At 75.1% G+C, this 19,647-nt stretch carries 18 protein-coding genes and 1 pseudogene; 13 read left to right on the top strand and 6 right to left on the bottom strand.

From position 1 onward, the window contains the following. From ACYVKY_RS02285 to ACYVKY_RS02275, 3 genes and pseudogenes are all read left to right on the top strand, one after another. Positions 1–507, top strand: a pseudogene (locus ACYVKY_RS02285) (hypothetical protein); the annotation flags it as partial. A gap of 81 nt (positions 508–588) precedes the next feature. Continuing rightward, positions 589–1,029: a DUF6069 family protein gene (locus ACYVKY_RS02280; protein ID WP_460433373.1), complete on the top strand. Its 441-nt coding sequence runs from the start codon at positions 589–591 to the stop codon at positions 1,027–1,029. A 50-nt stretch (positions 1,030–1,079) separates the two neighbouring features. Continuing rightward, positions 1,080–1,535: a MarR family winged helix-turn-helix transcriptional regulator gene (locus tag ACYVKY_RS02275; protein WP_460433372.1), complete on the top strand. Its 456-nt coding sequence runs from the start codon at positions 1,080–1,082 to the stop codon at positions 1,533–1,535. 42 nt (positions 1,536–1,577) lie between these two features. On the opposite strand, the gene ACYVKY_RS02270 is transcribed toward ACYVKY_RS02275, so the two are convergent. Continuing rightward, positions 1,578–2,360, bottom strand: a complete 783-nt coding sequence (locus ACYVKY_RS02270; RefSeq protein WP_460433371.1) for a MerR family transcriptional regulator — start codon at positions 2,358–2,360, stop codon at positions 1,578–1,580. A gap of 206 nt (positions 2,361–2,566) precedes the next feature. On the opposite strand from ACYVKY_RS02270, the gene aspS reads away from it, so the two are divergent. Next, positions 2,567–4,345: an aspartate--tRNA ligase family protein gene (aspS, locus tag ACYVKY_RS02265; RefSeq protein WP_460433370.1), complete on the top strand. Its 1,779-nt coding sequence runs from the start codon at positions 2,567–2,569 to the stop codon at positions 4,343–4,345. Positions 4,346–4,437: 92 nt separating this feature from the next. On the opposite strand, the gene ACYVKY_RS02260 is transcribed toward aspS, so the two are convergent. Then, a complete protein-coding gene (locus ACYVKY_RS02260) occupies positions 4,438–5,004 on the bottom strand; it encodes a manganese efflux pump MntP (RefSeq protein ID WP_460433369.1) in 567 nt (188 codons plus the stop codon). Between the two features lie 169 nt (positions 5,005–5,173). On the opposite strand from ACYVKY_RS02260, the gene ACYVKY_RS02255 reads away from it, so the two are divergent. Continuing rightward, positions 5,174–6,817, top strand: coding sequence for an ABC-F family ATP-binding cassette domain-containing protein (locus tag ACYVKY_RS02255; protein WP_460433368.1), 1,644 nt, complete (start codon positions 5,174–5,176; stop codon positions 6,815–6,817). Here the strand turns inward: ACYVKY_RS02255 and ACYVKY_RS02250 are convergent, their stop codons facing one another. The 3 genes from ACYVKY_RS02250 to ACYVKY_RS02240 form a co-directional block, all read right to left on the bottom strand. Continuing rightward, entirely contained in the window at positions 6,818–7,594 is a 777-nt protein-coding gene (locus ACYVKY_RS02250) for a GNAT family N-acetyltransferase (RefSeq protein WP_460433367.1), read from the bottom strand. It lies immediately after the preceding gene. Beyond that, the gene (locus ACYVKY_RS02245; protein ID WP_460433366.1) at positions 7,540–9,822 is read right to left on the bottom strand and encodes an MMPL family transporter; all 2,283 of its coding nucleotides are present in this window, start codon (positions 9,820–9,822) and stop codon (positions 7,540–7,542) included. Before ACYVKY_RS02245 ends, ACYVKY_RS02250 begins: the two co-directional genes overlap by 55 nt. Before the next feature lie 61 nt (positions 9,823–9,883). Next, positions 9,884–10,378 carry a nucleotidyltransferase domain-containing protein gene (locus tag ACYVKY_RS02240; RefSeq protein ID WP_460433365.1) on the bottom strand — a complete coding sequence of 165 codons (495 nt, stop codon included), beginning with the start codon at positions 10,376–10,378 and terminating at the stop codon, positions 9,884–9,886. A gap of 54 nt (positions 10,379–10,432) precedes the next feature. Here ACYVKY_RS02240 and ACYVKY_RS02235 point away from each other — a divergent pair, with 54 nt between their 5' ends. Then, on the top strand, positions 10,433–11,833 hold the full coding sequence (locus ACYVKY_RS02235; protein WP_460433364.1) for a replication-associated recombination protein A: 1,401 nt from the start codon (positions 10,433–10,435) through the stop codon (positions 11,831–11,833). 1 nt (position 11,834) lies between these two features. Here the strand turns inward: ACYVKY_RS02235 and ACYVKY_RS02230 are convergent, their stop codons facing one another. Further along, a complete protein-coding gene (locus ACYVKY_RS02230) occupies positions 11,835–12,656 on the bottom strand; it encodes a DUF2470 domain-containing protein (protein WP_460433363.1) in 822 nt (273 codons plus the stop codon). Positions 12,657–12,727: 71 nt separating this feature from the next. Here ACYVKY_RS02230 and rpsD point away from each other — a divergent pair, with 71 nt between their 5' ends. The 7 genes from rpsD to ACYVKY_RS02195 all read left to right on the top strand — a co-directional run. Then, the gene (gene rpsD / locus ACYVKY_RS02225; protein WP_460433362.1) at positions 12,728–13,357 is read left to right on the top strand and encodes a 30S ribosomal protein S4; all 630 of its coding nucleotides are present in this window, start codon (positions 12,728–12,730) and stop codon (positions 13,355–13,357) included. A gap of 99 nt (positions 13,358–13,456) precedes the next feature. Continuing rightward, a complete protein-coding gene (locus ACYVKY_RS02220; protein WP_460433361.1) occupies positions 13,457–13,873 on the top strand; it encodes a DUF948 domain-containing protein in 417 nt (138 codons plus the stop codon). Continuing rightward, positions 13,870–14,154: a hypothetical protein gene (locus tag ACYVKY_RS02215; protein WP_460433360.1), complete on the top strand. Its 285-nt coding sequence runs from the start codon at positions 13,870–13,872 to the stop codon at positions 14,152–14,154. Before ACYVKY_RS02220 ends, ACYVKY_RS02215 begins: the two co-directional genes overlap by 4 nt. Positions 14,155–14,230: 76 nt before the next feature. Beyond that, on the top strand, positions 14,231–16,921 hold the full coding sequence (alaS, locus tag ACYVKY_RS02210; protein ID WP_460433359.1) for an alanine--tRNA ligase: 2,691 nt from the start codon (positions 14,231–14,233) through the stop codon (positions 16,919–16,921). Positions 16,922–16,968: 47 nt separating this feature from the next. Further along, entirely contained in the window at positions 16,969–17,484 is a 516-nt protein-coding gene (gene ruvX, locus ACYVKY_RS02205) for a RuvX/YqgF family protein (RefSeq protein WP_460433358.1), read from the top strand. Next, on the top strand, positions 17,477–19,066 hold the full coding sequence (gene mltG / locus ACYVKY_RS02200; RefSeq protein WP_460433357.1) for an endolytic transglycosylase MltG: 1,590 nt from the start codon (positions 17,477–17,479) through the stop codon (positions 19,064–19,066). Before ruvX ends, mltG begins: the two co-directional genes overlap by 8 nt. 47 nt (positions 19,067–19,113) lie before the next feature. Continuing rightward, positions 19,114–19,647: shikimate dehydrogenase family protein (locus ACYVKY_RS02195; RefSeq protein ID WP_460433356.1), on the top strand; the 534-nt coding region annotated here is incomplete at its 3' end.

The raw sequence follows: 19,647 nt of genomic DNA, 5'->3' as shown, positions 1-19,647 counted from the left end.
CTCGCCGACCTGCACGCGGCGGTCCGCGACTCGCGCGAGGCGCTGCCGGGCGCCGAGCAGGTCGCGGCCGACGCCCACCGGGGCGCGCAGCTGCTCGCCCGGCTCGGGCACCTCACCGGTGCGCGCGCGGCGGAGATCAGCGAGCAGAACCAGGACGCGCTCGCTGAGATGCGTTCGGTGCTCGTCGATCTCGTCCACGACGACCTGACACGCCTGGTGCCGCTGCACGGCGACCCGCACCTCGGCAACGCCGTCGTCCAGGGCGGCCGGCTGCGCTGGTGGGACCTCGACGACGCGTGGCGCGGCCCGGTCGAGTGGGACCTGCTGGTCCTGCACGACCCGCAGGCGGTCGCGGCGTACACCGCCGCGACGGGCGTCGTCCCGGACGCACGGGTCTCGACGGCCTGCCGGCGGCTGCGGGAGGCGCAGGCGGCCGCGTGGGGTGAGCTCTACCGGGCCCTCGAGGTGCGCCTCGCCCGGGCGGGTGCGTCGCGCCGTCCGCGCTGACGCGCTTGGTCAAGCACTTGACATCCTCGGTGACGCGGGGGACGGTTGTCGTCAACCACTTGACGACCTTCGGAGGACCGCATGACCACGACGCAGGAGACGACCGCGGCGCGGGCGCAGGGCGGTAGGCCGCGGGCGCGCCGGGCGGTGGCGGTGGTGCTGGCGGTGCTCGCCGCCGTTCTGGTGTGGGTGGTGGCGGTGCCGGTGGCGGGGGCCGACCTGCTGGTCGAGGCGCCTGACGGCACCTCGGCCGCCGTCGAGGTGAGCGCGTTCGTCGCGAGCTCGCTCACCGCCGCGCTGCTGGGCTGGGCGCTGCTGGAGGTGCTGGAGCGCACGGTCGCCCGTCCGGGGCGCGTCTGGACCGTGGTGGCGGTGGCGTTCCTGGTGCTGTCCTTCGCCGGCCCGCTCGCCATGCCGGGCATCGCGCTCGCCGACCGGCTGTGGCTGGCGCTCGCGCACGTCGTGGTGGCGGCGGTCTACGTGCCGCTGGTGGCGCGCACCGCCCGTCCCGCACGGCGCTGAGCCGCGGCGCGACCGGGACGACGGGCGGGGGAGTGCGCGACCATGGGGTCGTGCCGCCGCCCGCGTCCCGCCTGCCGCTGGCCGCCCTGCTCGGGCGCGTCCAGGGCAGGTACGTGACGGAGTTCGAGCAGCGCCTCGCCGACGCCGGGTACCCGGACATGAGCCTGGCGCACGGCGCGAACGTGCTGCGGCACCTCGACGCCGACGAGGGCGTGCGGCTGAGCGCGCTGGTGCCCCAGGCCGGTGTGAGCAAGCAGGCGGTGAGCCAGCAGGTGGCGCACCTGGTCGGGCGGGGCTACGTGGTGGTCGAGCCGGACCCGGCCGACCAACGGGCGAAGACGCTGCGGCTCACCTCGCGCGGCGCGGCCTGCCAGCAGGCGGCCAAGGACGCCTTCGCCGCGCTCGAGCGCAGCTGGCGGGTGCGCTACGGCGACGAGCAGGTCGCGCAGCTGCGCGAGGTGCTGCAGGACATCCTTGAGGAGGACCCGCCGTCCCGGCCGTGCTGACCGGGCCGGCAGGCCCCGTCCCCTCGGTCGCCCTCCACGCGCTCACCGCGCGTCGGCCGCCTCCTGGCGGTCGGCGTTCGCCGCGATCGCGTCGCGCAGCCACGGGGCGAGCCCCGTGGCCACCGCGTCGTAGGTCGCCGTGAAGCGCGGGTCGGCGACGTACATCTCACCGAGCCCGCGGTGGATCTCGAGCGAGCAGTCGTAGTACGCACCGGTGATCTGCTGCCGGTGCTCCTCGGCGAGGTCCATCGCCTGGTCGCTCGTCGGGTCGACGCCGGCCGTGAACGCCTCGCCGATGCGGCCGTTCAGCTCGTCCATCTCGGCCTTGAGCCGCTGCCAGTCCTCCTTGGTGTACTGCGACGTGCGGGCCTGGGACTGCTTCCAGGCGTCGGTGTCGCCCCAGCGCTCCTCCGCCTCGGCGGCGTAGGACTCGTGCTTGCTCGCGTAGTCGGGTCCGAAGATCTCGAACTGCTCCTCGCGGGTGATGCGCAGGTTCATCGAACGTGCCTCCAGCTGCTTGCGGACCGCCAGCCTCATGTCCTCCAACTCGTTCATGCGCTCCTCCAGGAGCGCGAGCTGGCGGCGCAGGTGCTCGGTGGCGGGCACCGAGCGGTCGTCGAGGACGGCGGCCACGTCGTCGAGGGTGAACCCGAGACCCCGGTACAGCAGCACCTGGTGCAGCCGGTCGAGGTCGTCGTCGTCGTAGAGCCGGTAGCCGGCCGTGCTGCGTCCACCGGGACGCAGCAGGCCGATCTCGTCGTAGTGGTGCAGCGTCCGCACGCTGACCCCGGCGAGCGCGGCCACCTGGCCGACCGTGAGCCCCACGGCGACGGTCCTTCCTGTCGGGTCCTCCCTCGCGCCGCCGGCGGCGGCGCACCCACCACGCTGGGCCCTCACGCCGCGTGAGGGTCAAGCCGCTTCCCGCGGTGGGTGCCCGGACCATTCTGGTGCAGGCCCTGCGCCGCGGGTTCCGTAGGATCGCACCGTCCTCCCGGCACCTGCCGGGGCACACCACCAGGAGGAGCGCCACCGTGCTGCGCACACACACCGCCGGATCGCTGCGTCCCGGCGACGCCGGGACCACCGTCACGCTGACCGGTTGGGTCGGCCGGCGGCGAGACCACGGCGGCGTGGCGTTCCTCGACCTGCGCGACGCCAGCGGCGTCGCCCAGGTGGTCGTCCGCGACGAGGACGTCGCGCACGGCCTGCGCGCCGAGTACTGCCTGCGGGTCACCGGCGAGGTGAGCCGCCGCCCCGAGGGCAACGAGAACCCGAACCTGCCCACCGGCGAGATCGAGGTCGTCGCGACCGAGGTCGAGGTGCTGAACCCGTCGGCGCCGCTGCCGTTCCAGCTCGACGAGCACGTCGAGGTCGGCGAGGAGGCCCGGCTCAAGCACCGCTACCTCGACCTGCGCCGCCCCGGCCCCGCCCGCGCCCTGCGGCTGCGCTCGGCCGTGAACAAGGCGGCCCGCGAGGTGCTCGACGCGCACGACTTCGTCGAGGTCGAGACGCCCACGCTGACCCGGTCGACCCCCGAGGGCGCCCGCGACTTCCTGGTGCCCGCCCGGCTCGCGCCCGGCTCCTGGTACGCGCTGCCGCAGAGCCCGCAGCTGTTCAAGCAGCTGCTGATGGTCGCCGGGATGGAGCGGTACTACCAGATCGCGCGCTGCTACCGCGACGAGGACTTCCGCGCCGACCGCCAGCCCGAGTTCACCCAGCTCGACATCGAGATGAGCTTCGTGGACCAGGACGACGTGATCGCCCTGGCCGAGCAGGTGCTCGTGGCGCTCTGGAAGCTGGTCGACGTCGACCTCGAGGCGCCGTTCCCGCGGATGACCTACGCCGACGCGATGGCCCGGTACGGCACCGACAAGCCCGACCTGCGGTTCGACCTCGAGCTGGTCGACTGCACGGAGTACTTCTCCGGCACCGGCTTCCGCGTCTTCCAGGCCCCGTACGTCGGCGCCGTCGTGATGCCCGGTGGCGGCTCGCAGCCGCGCCGGCAGTTCGACGCCTGGCAGGAGTGGGCCAAGCAGCGCGGCGCCAAGGGCCTGGCCTACGTGACGGTCGGGGAGGACGGCACCCTCGGCGGCCCGGTGGCCAAGAACCTGTCCGAGACCGAGCTGGCCGGTCTGGCCGCCCACACCGGCGCGCAGCCGGGCGACTGCATCTTCTTCGGTGCGGGGGAGGCGAAGTCGTCCCGCGCCCTGCTGGGCGCCGCCCGCGTCGAGATCGCCCGCCGCGGCGGCCTCGTCGACGAGTCGGCCTGGAAGCTGCTCTGGGTCGTCGACGCCCCGCTGTTCGAGCCGGCGTCCGACGCGGTCGCGTCCGGCGACGTCGCGGTCGGGTCGGGCGCCTGGACCGCCGTCCACCACGCCTTCACCTCGCCGAAGCCCGAGTTCCTCGACTCGTTCGAGGACGCGCCGGGCGAGGCGCTCGCGTACGCCTACGACATCGTCTGCAACGGCAACGAGATCGGCGGCGGGTCGATCCGTATCCACCGCCGCGACGTGCAGGAGCGGGTGTTCGCGCTGATGGGCCTGACGCAGGACGAGGCGCAGGAGAAGTTCGGCTTCCTGCTCGACGCCTTCGCCTACGGCGCCCCGCCGCACGGCGGCATCGCGTTCGGCTGGGACCGCATCGTCGCCCTGCTGGCCGGGTCGGAGTCGATCCGCGAGGTGATCGCGTTCCCGAAGTCCGGCGGCGGCTACGACCCGCTCACCGCGGCCCCGGCGCCCATCACCGCCCAGCAGCGCAAGGAGGCCGGCGTCGACGCCAAGCCGGCCGCCCCGGTGCAGCCCGCCGGCTGACGGGCGCCCCACCCCGCGGAGTGTGAACCTCGGGCGCGACACGCCGGCGTGTCGCGCCCTGGGGTTCACACTCTGCGGTGGCGGCGTCCGCGTCAGAGGACGCCGAGGCCGTCCAGCAGGATCCGGACGCCGATCAGCACGAGCACGACGCCGCCGAACAGCTCGGCGCGGCTGCCGAGCCAGCGTCCGACCCGGGCACCGACGAGCACGGCGACCAGCGACAGCGCGAAGGTCACGACGCCGATCACCACGACCGCGGGGCCGACCGCGACGTCGAGCACGGCGAAGGTGACGCCGACCGCGAACGCGTCGATCGAGGTGGCGACGGCCAGGCCCAGCACCGCGAGCAGCGGCAGCCGGGCCGAGGCGGCGTCGTCCTCGTCGTCGTCCTCGAACGACTCCTTGATCATCTTCGCGCCGATGAGCAGCAGCAGGCCGAACGCGATCCACGGTGCGGCCGAGCGCACCAGGTCGGCGAACAGCGACGACAGCAGCCACCCCAGCAGGGGCATCAGGGCCTGGAAGAGGCCGAAGGCGCCGGCCAGCAGGAGGGCCTCGCGGCGGTCGGCGCGACCGACGGCCATGCCCCGGGCCAGCGAGACGGCGACGGCGTCCATCGCGAGCGCGACGGCCAGCAGGACGATCTCGACGGGTGACACCGCTGCACGCTAGCGAGGCCCCGGGAAAGGGTTGGACACCGGGTCGTGCCACGAGCGAGGGTGGTCGCACCATGTGGAGCTGAGCCGTGACCCGCCCGCGTCCGAGGCAGCCGACCGAGCGGTCGGCCGCGCCCGGCGGGCACCCCCGTCGGCAGATCGGCTCACCTCCATGACCCACCCCGCACCCACCACCGCCCCCGTCGTCGCCGGACGGCCGCAGCTCGCCCTCGACGACGTCGTCGTCCGGTACGGGCCCCGCCTCGTGCTCGACGGCGTCTCGCTCGTCGCCGGCGCGGGGGAGCGTCTGGGCGTCGTCGGCGAGAACGGCTCCGGCAAGTCGACCCTGCTGCGCGTGGCAGCGGGCCTGCTGGCGCCCGAGCACGGCACCGTGCGCCGTCACGGCGACGTCGGCCTGCTCGGCCAGCAGGTCGACGCCTCGTCCGGTCGCACCGTCGCCGACGTCCTGGCGCACGCCCGGCACGAGATCGACGGGCTGCAGGAGCGGCGGGCAGGGCTCGAGGCCGCGCTGGCCGACCGCGGCGACGACCCCGACCTGCTGCACGCCTACGGCGAGGTGCTGGAGTCGCTGCAGGCCCACGACGCGTGGACGGTCGACGCCCGCGTCGACGCCGCCGTCGACGGCCTCGGTCTGGCGGACGTCGGCCGGGACCGTCCGCTCGCCACGCTCTCCGGTGGCCAGCGCCACCGGCTGGCCCTCGCCGCGCTGCTGGTGCGGCACCCGGCGGTGCTGCTGCTCGACGAGCCCACCACCCACCTCGACGACGACGCCGTGACGTTCCTCGAGGGGCGGCTGCGGGCGCACGACGGCGTGGTGCTCGTCGTCAGCCACGACCGGGTGCTGCTCGACGCCGTGGCGACGTCCGTCGTCGACCTCGACCCCGGCCTCGACGGCCGGCCCACCCGGTCCAGCGGCGGGTACACGGCCTACCTCGACGCCAAGGCGGCGGCGCGCACCCGCTGGGAGCAGGCGTACGAGGAGTGGCAGGACGAGCACGACCGGCTGACCGTCCTGGCCCGCGGGTCGGGGCACCGCATCGGCCACGACAACCGCGCCGCGCGCGACAACGACAAGTACGCGCCGCACTTCTTCGGCAACCGGGTGGACGCCGCGGTGTCGCGGCGCGTGCGCGACGCGCAGCAGCGGCTGGCCGAGCTCGACCGCGCCGTCGTGCGCAGACCGCCTGCGCCGCTGCGGTTCTCGTCGTCCTTCAGGGAGCGGACGGGCGACCGCGTCCTGCTGCAGGTGCGCGACCTGCTCGTCCGTGGGCGGGTGGCGCTCGGCGCGCTCGACGTCACCGCCGCCACCCGGCTGCTCGTCGTCGGGCCGAACGGCGTGGGCAAGTCGAGCCTGCTCGCCGCGCTCGCGGGCCACCTCGCGCCGGACGAGGGGACGGTGCTGCGCGCCCGCGGCACCCGCGTCGGGCTGCTCGCGCAGCACACGGTCTGGCCCGACCCGTCGCTGAACGTGCTGAGCGTCTTCGCGTCCGGGCGCGAGGGCGAGGTCGACGACCACGTCGCGGCGCTGCTCGACGTGGGGCTGGTGCACCCGCGCGAGCTGCGCACGCCGGTGGGGCAGCTGTCGGTGGGGCAGCAGCGGCGGGTGGCGCTGGCCAGGCTCGTCGTCGACGACCCGGACGTGCTGCTGCTCGACGAGCCCACCGACCACCTCTCGCTCACGCTGGTCGAGGAGCTCGAGCTCGCGCTCGGCGAGCGGCGCGGCGCGCTGGTGGCGGTGAGCCACGACCGGTGGCTGCGCTCGCGGTGGCCCGGCGAGTCACTCGCGCTCGGGTGATCAGGCGGCGGGACGCACTGCGCGCGAGGTGAACTCGTGCGCGCAGGTGAAGCCGAGCCGCAGGTACAGCCGGCGCGCGACGTCGTTGTCGGCGTACATGCCGAGGGTGACGACGGGGAAGCCGTCGTCGAGCAGCCCGCGCGTGATCGCGGCCGTCACCACGGCGCCCAGCCCGCGTCCGCGCACGTCGGGGTGGGTCGCCACCGACGCGAGGTGCGGCACGCCCGGGCGGAACGGCTCGTTCGCGGCGCAGGCGAGCAGCCGTCCGGAGCCGTTCTCGCGCAGGCCCATCCAGCGCTCGATCCCGGGTGTGCCGGGAACCGCGCTGTGCCGGGGGCTCGACACCGCGAGCAGGTCGCGCACCTCGTCGTCGGCGTCGAGCAGCCGCACGACGGCGTCCTCGCCGGGTTGGGCCGGGGGAGCGGAGGCCGTCCAGAACCAGTCCCAGTCGGCACCGCCGTGGAGCCGGGCGGCGGCCTCGGGGGCGTGCCGGTCGAGCGCCTCGACGGCGCCGCGCGGCAGCGTCGTGCGGTGGACGTCGTGCGCCTCCAGTGCGGCCGGTGCCAGCCGGACGGCCGTGGCGGGCGTCCCCACCACGGTGAGGACGGGGACGCCCTGGCGCCCCTGCTGCAGCAGCGCGACGCCCTCCGGGTCGTCCCACCGCTCGAGCACCGCGTCCGGCGGCACCTGCCAGCGCAGGTAGGGGTCGTCGTCGGCGGCGGTCAGTGGGTCACCCCGATCCTGGCGTGCAGGCGGCGCAGCGGGCCGGGCGCCCACCAGTTCCACTCTCCCAGCAGGGTCATCGCAGCCGGGACGAGCAGCATGCGCACCAGCGTCGCGTCGATGACGACCGCGACGGCGAGCGCGACACCGGTCTCCTTGATCACCAGCATGTCGCCGGCGACGAAGCCCGCGAACACCACGACGATGACCAGCCCGGCGCAGGTGATGATGCGGCCCGACTTCTGCAGGCCGGCGACCACGCAAGCGTCGTTGTCGAGGCCGGCGTCGCGCAGCTCCTTGATGCGCGACAGCAGGAACACCTCGTAGTCCATCGCCAGGCCGAACCCGAGGGCCAGCACCAGCGGTGGGATGACGGTCTCGATGCCGCCGGGGGTGGTGAAGTCGAGGAGCCCGGCCAGGTGGCCCTCCTGGAACCCCCACACGACCACGCCGAGCGAGGCGCCGAGCGAGACCACGTTCAGCAGCAGCGCCTTGAGCGGGATCAGGATCGACCCGGTCATGAGGAACAGCAGCACGAACGTCGCCAGCACGACGACGCCGACGGCCTGGGGGGCCGACCGTCCCATCGACGCCGCGAAGTCGACGAGCCCCGCCGCCTGGCCGGTGACCTTCACGTCCAGGCCGGCCGGACGGTCGGCGCGCAGCGCGCGGACGACCTCGGCCGCCTCGCGACCGCCGGGGTCGGTGCTGGCGAGCCGCACCCCGACGTAGGTGACGTCGCCGAGGACCACGGGCGGGTCGACCGACGCCACGCCGTCGACGCGCTCGGCGACGTCGTCCGACCACTGCTCGAGCGCCTCGCCGACGGAGGCGTCGCTGCCGTCGCTGACGACCGTGACCGCCGGCGGCACCGAGAACGGGAAGTCCTCCCGCAGACCGGCGTAGAACTGTCGCTGCGGGTGGTCGCCGGGCAGCAGGTCCTCGGCCGAGCTGCGCAGCGTGATGCCCAGCACGGGCAGCGCCAGCACGACCAGGAGCGCGAGCACCCCGACCACGACCCACCACGGGCGGCGCTGCACGCGCCGCGCGAGGCGGCTGAAGAAGCCCTCGTCCGGCGCCACGTCGCCGAGCCGGCGCACCAGCGGCAGGCCGTTCAGCACGCCGGGACGGGCCAGCTTCCGCGCCCCGAGGGCCAGCAGCGCCGGGACGAGGGTGAGCGCCACCAGCAGCGCGATCGCGACGACGGAGAGCCCGGCGGCACCGGTGCCCGACAGGATCGACGCTTCGAACAGCAGCAGGCCACCGAGGCTGATGCCGACGGTGACGCCGCTGAAGACCACCGTGCGGCCCGCGGTCGCCATCGTCCGGCCGAGCGCCTCGGCGGCCTCGGCGCGGGTGAGGTCGTCGGGGCTGGTGCCGTGCACCGCCCGCACCTCGTCGCGGAAGCGGCTGACGATGAGCAGGCCGTAGTCGATGCACAGGCCGAGGCCCAGCACGGTGACCACGTTCACGACCGTGGCGTCGAGGTCGATCAGGTGCGAGAAGCCGAGCAGCGACGCCAGACCGCCGGCGATGGACGCGATCGCGCCGACCACGGGGATGCCCGCGGCGAGGAAGCCGCCGAACACCACCACCATCACCAGCAGGCTGATCGGCAGCGCGATGCCCTCGCCCGACCGCAGGTCCTCCTCGACCTGGGCGTTGATCGCGTCGACCAGGTCGCTCAGGCCGCCGATCTCGACCTCGGCCTGCGGCGCCACGACCCGGACCTCCTCGCCGAGCTGGCGCAGCCGCGAGTGCACGGTGGCCAGGGAGGAGTCCTCCTGCTCGGCGGTGAGGTCGGGCACGAGCGACACCGAGACGAGGAAGCCGTCGCGGCTCTCGGCGACCAGGGCGCCCGCCCGGGGGTCGGTCGGGTCGGGTGCGTCGGGGGAGGGGAAGGCGTAGGGGTCGGCCACCGACTCGACCCAGGCGATCGAGCGCAGCTGCTCGCGCGCCGGGTACAGGACGGCGACGAGGTCCTCTTCGGCGAGGTCGACGCCGCGTACCGCGAGCTGCACGGAGGGTCCGCCGCGGTTCGCGTCGACGAGCAGCTCGCGACCCTCGCGCGACTCGCCGGGCACGTCGGGCTCGCCGCTGGAGAGCCGGTCGAACAGGCCCTCGCCGAAGGCGCCGGACGCGGCGGCGAACCCGGTGGCGGACAGCAGGACCCAGACGACGAGCACCACGACCGGGTGACGCCCGACGGCGCGGCCGAGGGCGCCCAGGACGCCGACCCGGGGCGCGGCGTGGGCGCCGGCGCGCGGGGGGACGCTGCTCACGCGCACAGCGTCTCAGCCGGTGCGGCGCGCCGTGCACCGGGCACGCGGACGGGCCACCCGTTCAGCCCCCGTCGGCGAGCAGCGGGCGCAGCAGGGCGAGGTCGTGCACGTCCTGCGGCCGGTGGTCGTAGCCCTGGTGGAAGGCCAGCTGCTGGCGCGCCGACAGGCACGGCACCGGGACGCCGTCCACCGTCCCCGTCGCGAAGGCGTCGGCGGGGTAGTGGAACTCGTGGCCGTCCAGACCCGGCTGGGTCGCGCTGCCGTCCGCGGCCGGCGTGAGCGGGTGCAGGTCGACCCGGCGGCCGTCGCGGTGGGCGACCTGGACGCGGACGGGGTGCCAGTCGGTCTCGACCTCGAACCCGTCGGCGAGCAGCCCGGCGAGCACGTCGTCGAACCGGTCCGCGTGCAGGGCGACGTCGACTTCGGCGTGCGGCCGGGTCCGCCGCCCGACGAGGGCGTCGACGCCCCACCCGCCGCCGACCCAGAACGGGACTCCGGCGGCCTGCCAGCGCCGGACCAGGGCGAGCAGCGCCGCGGCGTCGGTCTCCTGCTCCACGTGCGCGACGGTAGGCGTCGGACCGGCGTCCGACGAGCGCGTTACGGTCGGCGGGTGAGCACGGACCTGTTCTCGTCGGCGTACGCCGACGACGCCGAGGACGGCTACGACCCCTCGAGCGGACGACCGGCCGCGCCGCTGGCCGTGCGGATGCGACCCCGGTCGCTCGACGAGGTCGTGGGCCAGGGGCACCTGCTCGTCCCCGGCTCGCCGCTGCGGCGGCTGGTCGAGGGCCGTGCCGCCGGCACCCGCGCGGGGCTGTCGTCCGTGCTGCTCTGGGGACCGCCCGGCACCGGCAAGACGACGCTGGCGCACGTGGTCTCGCGCGGCGTCGGTGGCCGGTTCGTCGAGATGTCCGCGATCACCGCCGGTGTGCGCGACGTCCGCAAGGCGATGGAGGAGGCGCGCGACCAGCGCGACCTGCACGGCCGCACGACCGTGCTGTTCCTCGACGAGATCCACCGGTTCACCAAGGCCCAGCAGGACGTCCTGCTGCCCGGCGTCGAGAACGGCTGGGTGGTGCTGGTCTCCGCCACCACCGAGAACCCGTCCTTCTCGGTCATCTCGCCGCTGCTGTCGCGCTCGCTGGTGCTGACGCTGCGGCCGCTGTCCGACGACGACGTCCGCGGCCTGCTCGAGCGCGCCCGCACCGACCCGCGCGGGCTGGCCGGCGAGGTCGAGGTCGACGCCGACGCCCTCGACCACCTGGTGCGGGTGGCCGGTGGAGACGCGCGCCGCGCCCTCACCTCGCTCGAGGCGGCGGCCGGCGCCGCCGACGGCGGCCGCGTCACCCTCGCCGCGGCCGAGCAGGCGATCGACGTCGCGTCGGTGCGGTACGACAAGGAGGGCGACCAGCACTACGACGTCACCTCGGCCTTCATCAAGTCGATGCGCGGCTCCGACGTCGACGCCGCGCTGCACTACCTCGCGCGGATGCTCGAGGCGGGGGAGGACCCGCGGTTCGTCGCCCGCCGGATCGTCATCGCGGCGTCCGAGGACGTCGGCATGGCCGACCCGAGCGCGCTGCAGACCGCGGTCGCCGCGGCGCAGGCGGTGCAGCTGATCGGCATGCCGGAGGCGCGGATCGTGCTGGCGCAGGCCGTCGTGCACCTCGCCACCGCGCCGAAGTCGAACGCGTCCTACCTCGGCATCGGCCGCGCCACCGACGACGTGCGCGCCGGCCGGATGGGCACGGTGCCGGCCCACCTGCGCGACGCGCACTACCCGGGCGCCCGCCAGCTCGGGCACGGCGAGGGGTACCGGTACAGCCACGACGAGCCGCACGGGGTGGCCACGCAGCAGTACCTGCCCGACCCCCTCGTCGGCGCGCGGTACTACGAGCCGACCGACCGCGGCTACGAGCGCGACATCGCGCCCCGGCTGGAGCGGCTGCGCGAGCTGCTGGGCGGCCCGGTCGCTGCGGGCGACCCCGCCGAGACCGAGCCGCAGCAGTAGCTCAGCAGCCGTGCGGGCAGCCGCGTCCGCCCGCCACCAGGGCCAGCGCGGCCCGCTCGGCCTCGGCCGCGCTCGACACCGGCGCCGGGAACGGGACCCGCACGGTCGAGCGCGACGCATGCTCGCAGCATCCGGCTGCGTCGTCGTCCGGGAGCGTGCACAGCACCGTCAGGCCGTAGCGGTCGACGCCCACCACCCGCGCCTCCTGCGCGTCCGCCAGCGGGCGGGCCGGGCCGCCGTCGACGTGGTGCGCGTGGCCGATGCCGCGGACGAGCTCGAGCAGGGCCGCGCCGAGGTCGTCGCCGAGCCGCTGCACCAGCTCGGCCTCGTGCGCGCCGACGGGATCGGGCAGCGCCGTCCGCAGGTCCTCGGGGGCGAGGTGGGCGCAGCCGGCGCCGGCGTGCAGCACGACCTCGGCGACGTCGAGCTCGAGCAACCGGGCGCCCGGCCACGACGCGAACGCGACGATGAGGTCGGCCCGCGAGCGGGCGCCGAGCCGCGAGGCCACCGCGTGCGAGGGGACGAGCCGCACCCAGCCGGTGACCTCGACCTGGGCGCGGTGCATCGTGAGGTCGACCACCGGGGCCAGGTCGGTGACCTCGAGGCGGGCGACGGCGTCGTCGTGCTCACCCACCAGACCGAGCGCCCGGACCAGCTCGGGACCGGCGAGCAGCACCGGGGTGCCGTCGAGGTCGAGCCCGTGCAGCACGCCGACAGGTTCGTGCCCGTCACCGGCCAGCGAGGCGGCGCCCGCGCCGGCCAGGACGGTGGTCGCGAGCTCGGCCGCGGGGACCAGGCCGGGGTGGGTGGCGTACTCGGTCATGCAGGTGAGGCTATCCTAACTCCAGATCGCGGTCAGCCCCGTCCGCCACCGACCTCACCGAGGAGACGCACGTGCCCGCCAGTCCCGACCGCAGCCGCCGCCAGGTCCGCCTGTCCCGCGCCCTCGGCATCGCCCTCACCCCCAAGGCCGCGCGGCTGATGGAGAACCGCCCGTACCCGCCGGGGGAGCACGGGCGCTCGCGCCGGCGCAACGAGAGCGACTTCGCCGTGCGCCAGCGCGAGAAGCAGCGGCTGCGCGCGCAGTACGGCATCCGGGAGAAGCAGATGCGCCGCGCGGTCGAGGAGGCGAAGAGGTCGTCGCGGCAGACCGGCGACGTGCTCGTCGAGCTGCTGGAGCGCCGCCTCGACGCCGTCGTGCTGCGGGCCGGGCTCGCCCGCACCACGGCCCAGGCGCGCCAGGCGGTCACCCACCACCACGTGCTCGTCGACGGCCGCCGGGTCGACCGTCCCTCGTACCGCGTGACGCCGGGCCAGACGGTGTCGATCGCCCCGCGCAGCCGCGAGAAGCTGCCGTTCCAGGTCGCGGCCGCGGGCGGCCACGCCGAGGTGTTGCCGCAGGTGCCGGCCTACCTCGACGTCCGGCTCGAGGAGCTCGCGGTCACGCTGCTCGCCGCGCCGGCGCGCGAGCTGGTGCCGATCCGGTGCGACGTCGCCAAGGTCGTGGAGTTCTACGCCCGCTGACACAGCGCAGCCGCACGTCCGGCGCCGCCTCGGGGGCGGCGCCGGACGTGCGCGGAACTGCGGTGGGGGGCTCCCGGACGACCGGGTAGGTTGACGCCCATGTCGCCAGCAGAGCTCGCAGGGACGATCATCGGGGGCGTCTTCGCCCTGGGGTTCCTCATCATCGTCCTGCCGATCGCCCGCGCCATGTGGAAGCTGGGCAACACGATCGAGGAGGCCGGCAGCACGGTCCGCAAGCTCTCGGACGAGACGCTGCCCCTGATCGGCGGCGTCACCGAGACCGTCGGCCACACGAACCACCAGCTGCAGAAGGTCGACACGATCACCACCAAGGTGGGCGTGATCAGCGACAACGGCGTGCAGGTGGCCACCAACGTGTCGGCGCTCACCGCGCTGTTCGCCGCCACGCTCGGCTCGCCGGTCATCAAGGTCGCCGCGTTCACCTACGGCGTGCGCCAGGCGATGGGCGGCGGCCGCAAGCCGGGCGCCACCCGGGGCCGCCGGAGCAAGCGGTGATCGGCAAGCTGTTCTGGGTCGCGCTCGGCGCGGCCGCCGGCGTCCTGGTGGTGCGGCAGGTGACGCGCACCGCCCAGCAGTACACGCCGCAGGGCATCGCGGGCAGCGTCGGCGACGGCCTGTCCAGCCTCGGCGACGGACTGCGCGAGTTCGCCGACGCCGTGCGGGCGTCCGCCGCCGAGCGCGAGGAGGTGCTGCGCGCGGCCGTGTCGGGGGAGATCGACGGCCGCGGTGTCGCCGACCTGCTGGAGAACCCGGCCAGCGAGGTCGACGACCGCTGAGCGCCCGGGGCCGTCCCGGTCCCGCCCGCCAGGTCCGTCCGACCTCGACCCACGACCCGACAGGACCCGAGAACCCATGGAGACCGCGGAGATCCGCCGGCGCTGGCTGTCCTACTTCGAGGGCAGGGGCCACGCCGTCGTCCCGAGCTCGTCGCTGATCAGCGACGACCCCACCCTGCTGTTCACGGTGGCCGGCATGGTGCCGTTCATCCCGTACCTCACCGGGCAGCAGACCCCGCCGTGGCAGCGCGCCACGAGCGTGCAGAAGTGCGTGCGCACCCTCGACATCGAGGAGGTCGGCAAGACCACGCGGCACGGCACGTTCTTCCAGATGAACGGCAACTTCTCGTTCGGCGACTACTTCAAGGAGGGCGCGATCGAGTACGCCTGGGAGCTGGTCACGAACGAGCAGCACAACGGCGGCTACGGCTTCGACCCGGACAAGATCTGGGTCACCGTCCTGGAGGGCGACGACGAGGCCGAGCAGCTGTGGCGCAAGGTCGCCGGGCTGCCCGCCGAGCGCATCCAACGCCGCGGCCGCAAGGACAACTACTGGCACACCGGCGTCGCCGGGCCCGGCGGGCCGTGCAGCGAGATCTACGTCGACCGCGGCGCCGAGTACGGCCCCGACGGCGGCCCGGTCGTCGACGAGGACCGGTTCCTGGAGATCTGGAACCTCGTGTTCATGCAGGAGGAGGTCACCGACGTCCGCTCCAAGGAGGAGTTCGACGTCGTCGGCCCGCTGCCCAGCAAGAACATCGACACCGGCATGGGCCTGGAGCGCGTGGCCTACCTGCTGCAGGGCGTCGACAACCTCTACGAGATCGACGAGGTCTACCCGGTCATCGAGAAGGCGTCCGAGCTGTCGGGCCGGCGCTACGGTGCCGACCACGACGACGACGTGCGGATGCGCGTCGTCGCCGACCACCTGCGCTCGGGCCTGATGCTCATCGGCGACGGCATCACCCCCGGCAACGAGGGACGCGGCTACGTGCTGCGCCGGCTGCTGCGCCGCAGCGTGCGCGCGATGAAGCTGCTCGGCGTCGACGCCGCCACCCTGCCCGAGCTGCTGCCGGTCAGCCTCGAGCGGATGACGCAGTCCTACCCGGAGCTGGAGGCCGACTTCGGCCGCATCTCCGCCGTCGCCTACGCCGAGGAGGAGGCGTTCCGCCGCACCCTCGCGTCCGGCACGGTCCTGCTCGACACCGCTGTGCGGCAGGCGAAGTTGTCGACGCCCCAGGGGGGCGCGACCCTGGCGGGCGAGCAGGCGTTCCAGCTCCACGACACCTACGGCTTCCCGATCGACCTGACCCTCGAGATGGCGGCCGAGCAGGGCGTCACCGTCGACCGCGAGGGCTTCACCCGGCTGATGACGGCGCAGCGCGAGCGGGCCAAGGCCGACGCCCGGGCCAAGAAGGGCGGCCGCGCCGACACCACCGCCTACCGCGCGCTGCGCGACGCCGGCCCCACGCCGTTCACCGGGTACGCCGAGCTGCAGACCGGCACGCAGGTGCGCGGGCTGCTCCTCGACGGCGAGCCGGTGCCCGCGGCGCAGCAGGGGCAGGTCGTCGAGGTCGTGCTCGAGCAGACGCCGTTCTACGCCGAGTCCGGCGGCCAGGACTCCGACGCCGGCTCGATCACCGGCCACGGGGGCCTCGCCCTCGAGGTGCTCGACGTGCAGCGACCGGTGAAGGGCCTGGTCGTGCACCGCGTCCGGGTCGCCTCGGGCGAGGTGACCACGGGACAGGAGGTGCTGGCCGCGGTCGACGAGCAGTGGCGCCTCGGCGCCTGCCAGGCGCACTCGGGCACCCACGTGATGCACGCGTCGCTGCGGCAGGTGCTCGGACCGACGGCGCTGCAGTCCGGCTCGTACAACAAGCCCGGGTACCTGCGGCTCGACTTCGCCTGGCCGGGCGCGCTGTCGCCGGCCACCCGCAGCGAGGTCGAGGAGGTCGCCAACCTGGCGGTGCGGCGCGACCTGCCCGTCTCGGCCACGTACATGACGCTCCCCGAGGCCCGCGAGCGCGGCGCGCTCGCGCTGTTCGGCGAGACCTACGACGAGCAGGTGCGCGTCGTCGAGATGGGCGGGGAGTGGAGCCGCGAGCTCTGCGGCGGCACCCACGTGTCGCACTCCTCCCAGGTCGGGCCGGTGGTGCTCACGGGCGAGTCGTCGGTGGGCGCCGGCGTCCGCCGCGTCGAGGCGCTGGTCGGCATCGAGGCGTTCCGGTCCCTGGCCGCCGAGCGGGCGCTGCTGCTCACCGCGTCCGAGGCGCTCAAGGTGCGCCCCGAGGAGCTGCCCGAGCGCGTCGCCGCGCTCGCGGCCCAGCTCAAGGCGGCCGAGAAGCGGCTCGCCGACCAGGCCGCGCAGCAGGTGCTGGCGGCGGCCGCGGGGCTCGCGCAGTCGCCCACCGACGTGTTCGGCGTCCGCTTCGTCGGGCACGACGCCGGCGCGGTGTCGTCGGCCGACGACGTGCGCACCCTCGCCCTCGACGTGCGCGGACGCCTCGGCGACGCCGGTCCCGCCGTCGTCGCCGTGGCCGGCGTGGCCAAGGACCGCCCGCTCGTCGTCGTCGCGACCAACCCGACCGCCCGCGAGTGGGGCGTGAAGGCGGGCGCGCTCGTGCGGCTCGCCGCCCAGACCCTCGGCGGCGGCGGTGGCGGCAAGGACGACCTCGCCCAGGGCGGCGGCACCGACGCGTCGAAGGTCGCCGAGGCGCTGCGCGCGGTCGAGCACGCCGTCGGCGAGACGGTCACCGCCGGCCGATGAGCGCAGGCCGATGACACCCGCCCGGTCCTGCAGGTGAGGTCCCCCCGGTGAGGCAGGGCGTGAGGCTCGGCGTCGACGTCGGGACGGTCCGCGTCGGGCTCGCCGCGAGCGACCCCTCCGGCCTGCTGGCCTCGGCCGTGGCGACGCTCGCCCGCGACGAGCAGGGCGGCGCCGACCAGCGCGCGGTGGCCGCCGAGGCGGCCGAGCGGGACGCCGTCGAGGTGCTCGTCGGCATGCCGCTGCACCTGTCCGGGCGTGTGGGTGCCGCGGCCGAGGCCGCGCGTGGCTACGCTGAGGCCCTCGCCCGCCTGCTGGCGCCGGTGCCGGTGCGGCTGGTGGACGAGCGCTTGAGCACGGTGGCTGCCACGCGGCAGCTGCGCGGATCGGGGGTGCGAGGGCGGCGGCAGCGCGCGGTGGTCGACCAGGTCGCCGCGGTGGTGCTGCTGCAGGACGCGCTCGACGCCGAGAGGGCGTCGGGACGTCCACCGGGCACGCTGGTCGCGCCCGGGGCGGGGACGGACGGACCGTCGCCGCGGGCGCAGGAGGCCCCGCTGGATGAGTGACCTCGAGCAGGGCCCGGGCGGCGCGGGGGAGGCCACGCCCCCGCAGCGCCGCCGGGGCCGCCGGGTGCGGCCCGGGGCCGTCCCCGACGCGGTGCGCGACGACACCGGCGAGCTCCGGCTCCCGCCGGAGTCGACCGCCGGTCGCACCACGGGGCCGGACGCCGGCGACGAGCCGTCCTTCGACGCCGTCGTCGGTGGCCACGACCGCGACGAGGTGTTCGACCTCGAGGCGGTCGAGCGCAGCCACCGGTTCGCCCCGCGCGCCGTGCCGGCCGAGACCCCCCGCGGGCCCCGCACCACCGCGTCCGTACCCGAGCCGGGGCCCGACCCCGCGCCCACCCGCGCCGTGCCGGTGGCCGAGCCCGAGCCGGAGCCGTACGAGCAGCCGTACGAGCAGCCGTACGAGCAGCCGTACGACGACCAGGTGTACGACGAGCAGGCGTACGACGACCACGCGGTGGCCGACTACCCGGACGACGCCTACGACGACCTCGAGCCCGGCGCGGGGGGTCGACGCGGTCGCCGCGGCGGCCGTCGCGGCCGGGGCGGGCGAGCCGCGGTCGTGCTGGTCATCTGCTTCGCGCTGCTCGGCGGTGCCGTCTACGCCGGCTGGTCCTCGTTCGTGAGCCCGCTGCTCGAGCGGCTCGAGGGCGACCCGCCGCCCGAGGACTTCGCCGGACCGGGCGGCGAGGAGGTCGACGTCGTCGTCAACGCCGGCGACACCGGCGGCCGCATCGGCGAGACGCTGGTCGAGGCCGGCGTGGTCGCCTCGCGCGCCGCGTTCGTGGCCGCCTTCCAGGCGAACGCCGACGCCGCCGGTCTGCAGCCGGGCACCTACCGCGTCCGCACGGAGATGAAGGCCTCCGACGCGCTCGCGCTGCTGCTCGACCCGGCCTCGCGCCAGTCGCTGCGGGTGGCGCTGCCCGAGGGGCGGTGGGTGAGCGAGACCCTCACCGAGATCAGCGCCGACACCGGCCTGCCGGTCGAGGAGCTGCAGGCCGCCCTGGCCGACCCCGCCCTGGGCCTGCCGCCCGAGGCGGGCGGCAGCGCCGAGGGCTACCTGTTCCCGGCCACGTACGACTTCGACCCCGACGTCACCGCCCTCGAGGTGCTGCAGGCGATGGTCGCCCGGCACACCCAGGCGATGGACTCGCTCGGGGTACCGGCCGCGCAGCGGCGCGACGTGCTGATCCGGGCCTCGATCGTGCAGGGCGAGGCGAGCCGCGCCGACGACATGGCCAAGGTCGCCCGGGTGATCCAGAACCGCATCGACCGCGGCGAGACCCTCGGCATGGACTCCACCGTGGGCTTCATCGTGCAGAAGCGGAACCTCGACCTCACCGCGAGCGACCTGCAGACCGACTCGCCGTACAACACCCGGCTCAACCGCGGCCTGCCGCCCGGCCCGATCAACAACCCGGGCGAGGACGCGCTCGCCGCGGCGCTGGCACCGGCCGAGGGCGACTGGCTGTACTTCGTGACGGTGAACGGCGACACCGGCGAGACGGTGTTCACCTCCGACTACAACGAGTTCCTGGCCGCCAAGTCGCAGTTCCAGGAGTGGCTGGAGCAGAACGGGTGAGGCGGGTCGTCCGGTGAGGCGGGTCGTCCGGTGAGGCGGGTCGTCCGGTGAGGCGGGCGGCCGTCCTCGGGTCGCCGGTCGCGCACTCCCTGTCACCCGCGCTGCACGCCGCGGCGTACCGCTCGCTCGGCCTCGACGACTGGTCGTATGAGGCGGTCGAGGTGCGCGAGGCAGACCTGCCCGCCTTCCTCGACGGCCTCGACCACGGCTGGGCCGGGTTGTCGCTCACGATGCCGCTCAAGCGCGCCGTGCTGCCCCTGCTCGACGAGGTGTCGCCGCTGGCGGGTCTGCTCGGCGTGGTGAACACGGTGACGTTCGGGCCGGCCGTGGACGCCGACGCCGGTACCGACCCGCGCTGGACCGACCCCGGGCTGCGCACCCGCCGGGGCGACAACACCGACGTCGCGGGCATCGTCGAGGCCGTTCGGGAGGCCGGGACGACCTCGCCCGGCGGGCAGGTGGTGCTGCTCGGGGCCGGCGCCACCGCGCTGTCGGCGCTGGCGGCGGCCCGCGAGCTTGGCCTCGGCGACGCCACCGCGCTGGTCGAGGTCGGCGACGAAGGCGCGGTCGATCTTCAGCTT

It is taken from the genome of Angustibacter speluncae (assembly GCF_054777815.1).
Note: the sequence above shows the minus strand (reverse complement) of the source record. Positions and strands in the feature narration are given on the sequence as shown.

Bases quoted from the DNA above. Each gene is read 5' to 3' on its own strand.
- ACYVKY_RS02280 (WP_460433373.1), top strand. From the start codon at position 589: ATGACCACGACGCAGGAGACGACCGCGGCGCGGGCGCAGGGCGGTAGG.
- ACYVKY_RS02255 (WP_460433368.1), top strand. From the start codon at position 5,174: ATGACCCACCCCGCACCCACCACCGCCCCCGTCGTCGCCGGACGGCCG.
- ACYVKY_RS02230 (WP_460433363.1), bottom strand. From the start codon at position 12,656: ATGACCGAGTACGCCACCCACCCCGGCCTGGTCCCCGCGGCCGAGCTC.
- ACYVKY_RS02220 (WP_460433361.1), top strand. From the start codon at position 13,457: ATGTCGCCAGCAGAGCTCGCAGGGACGATCATCGGGGGCGTCTTCGCC.
- alaS (WP_460433359.1), top strand. From the start codon at position 14,231: ATGGAGACCGCGGAGATCCGCCGGCGCTGGCTGTCCTACTTCGAGGGC.
- mltG (WP_460433357.1), top strand. From the start codon at position 17,477: ATGAGTGACCTCGAGCAGGGCCCGGGCGGCGCGGGGGAGGCCACGCCC.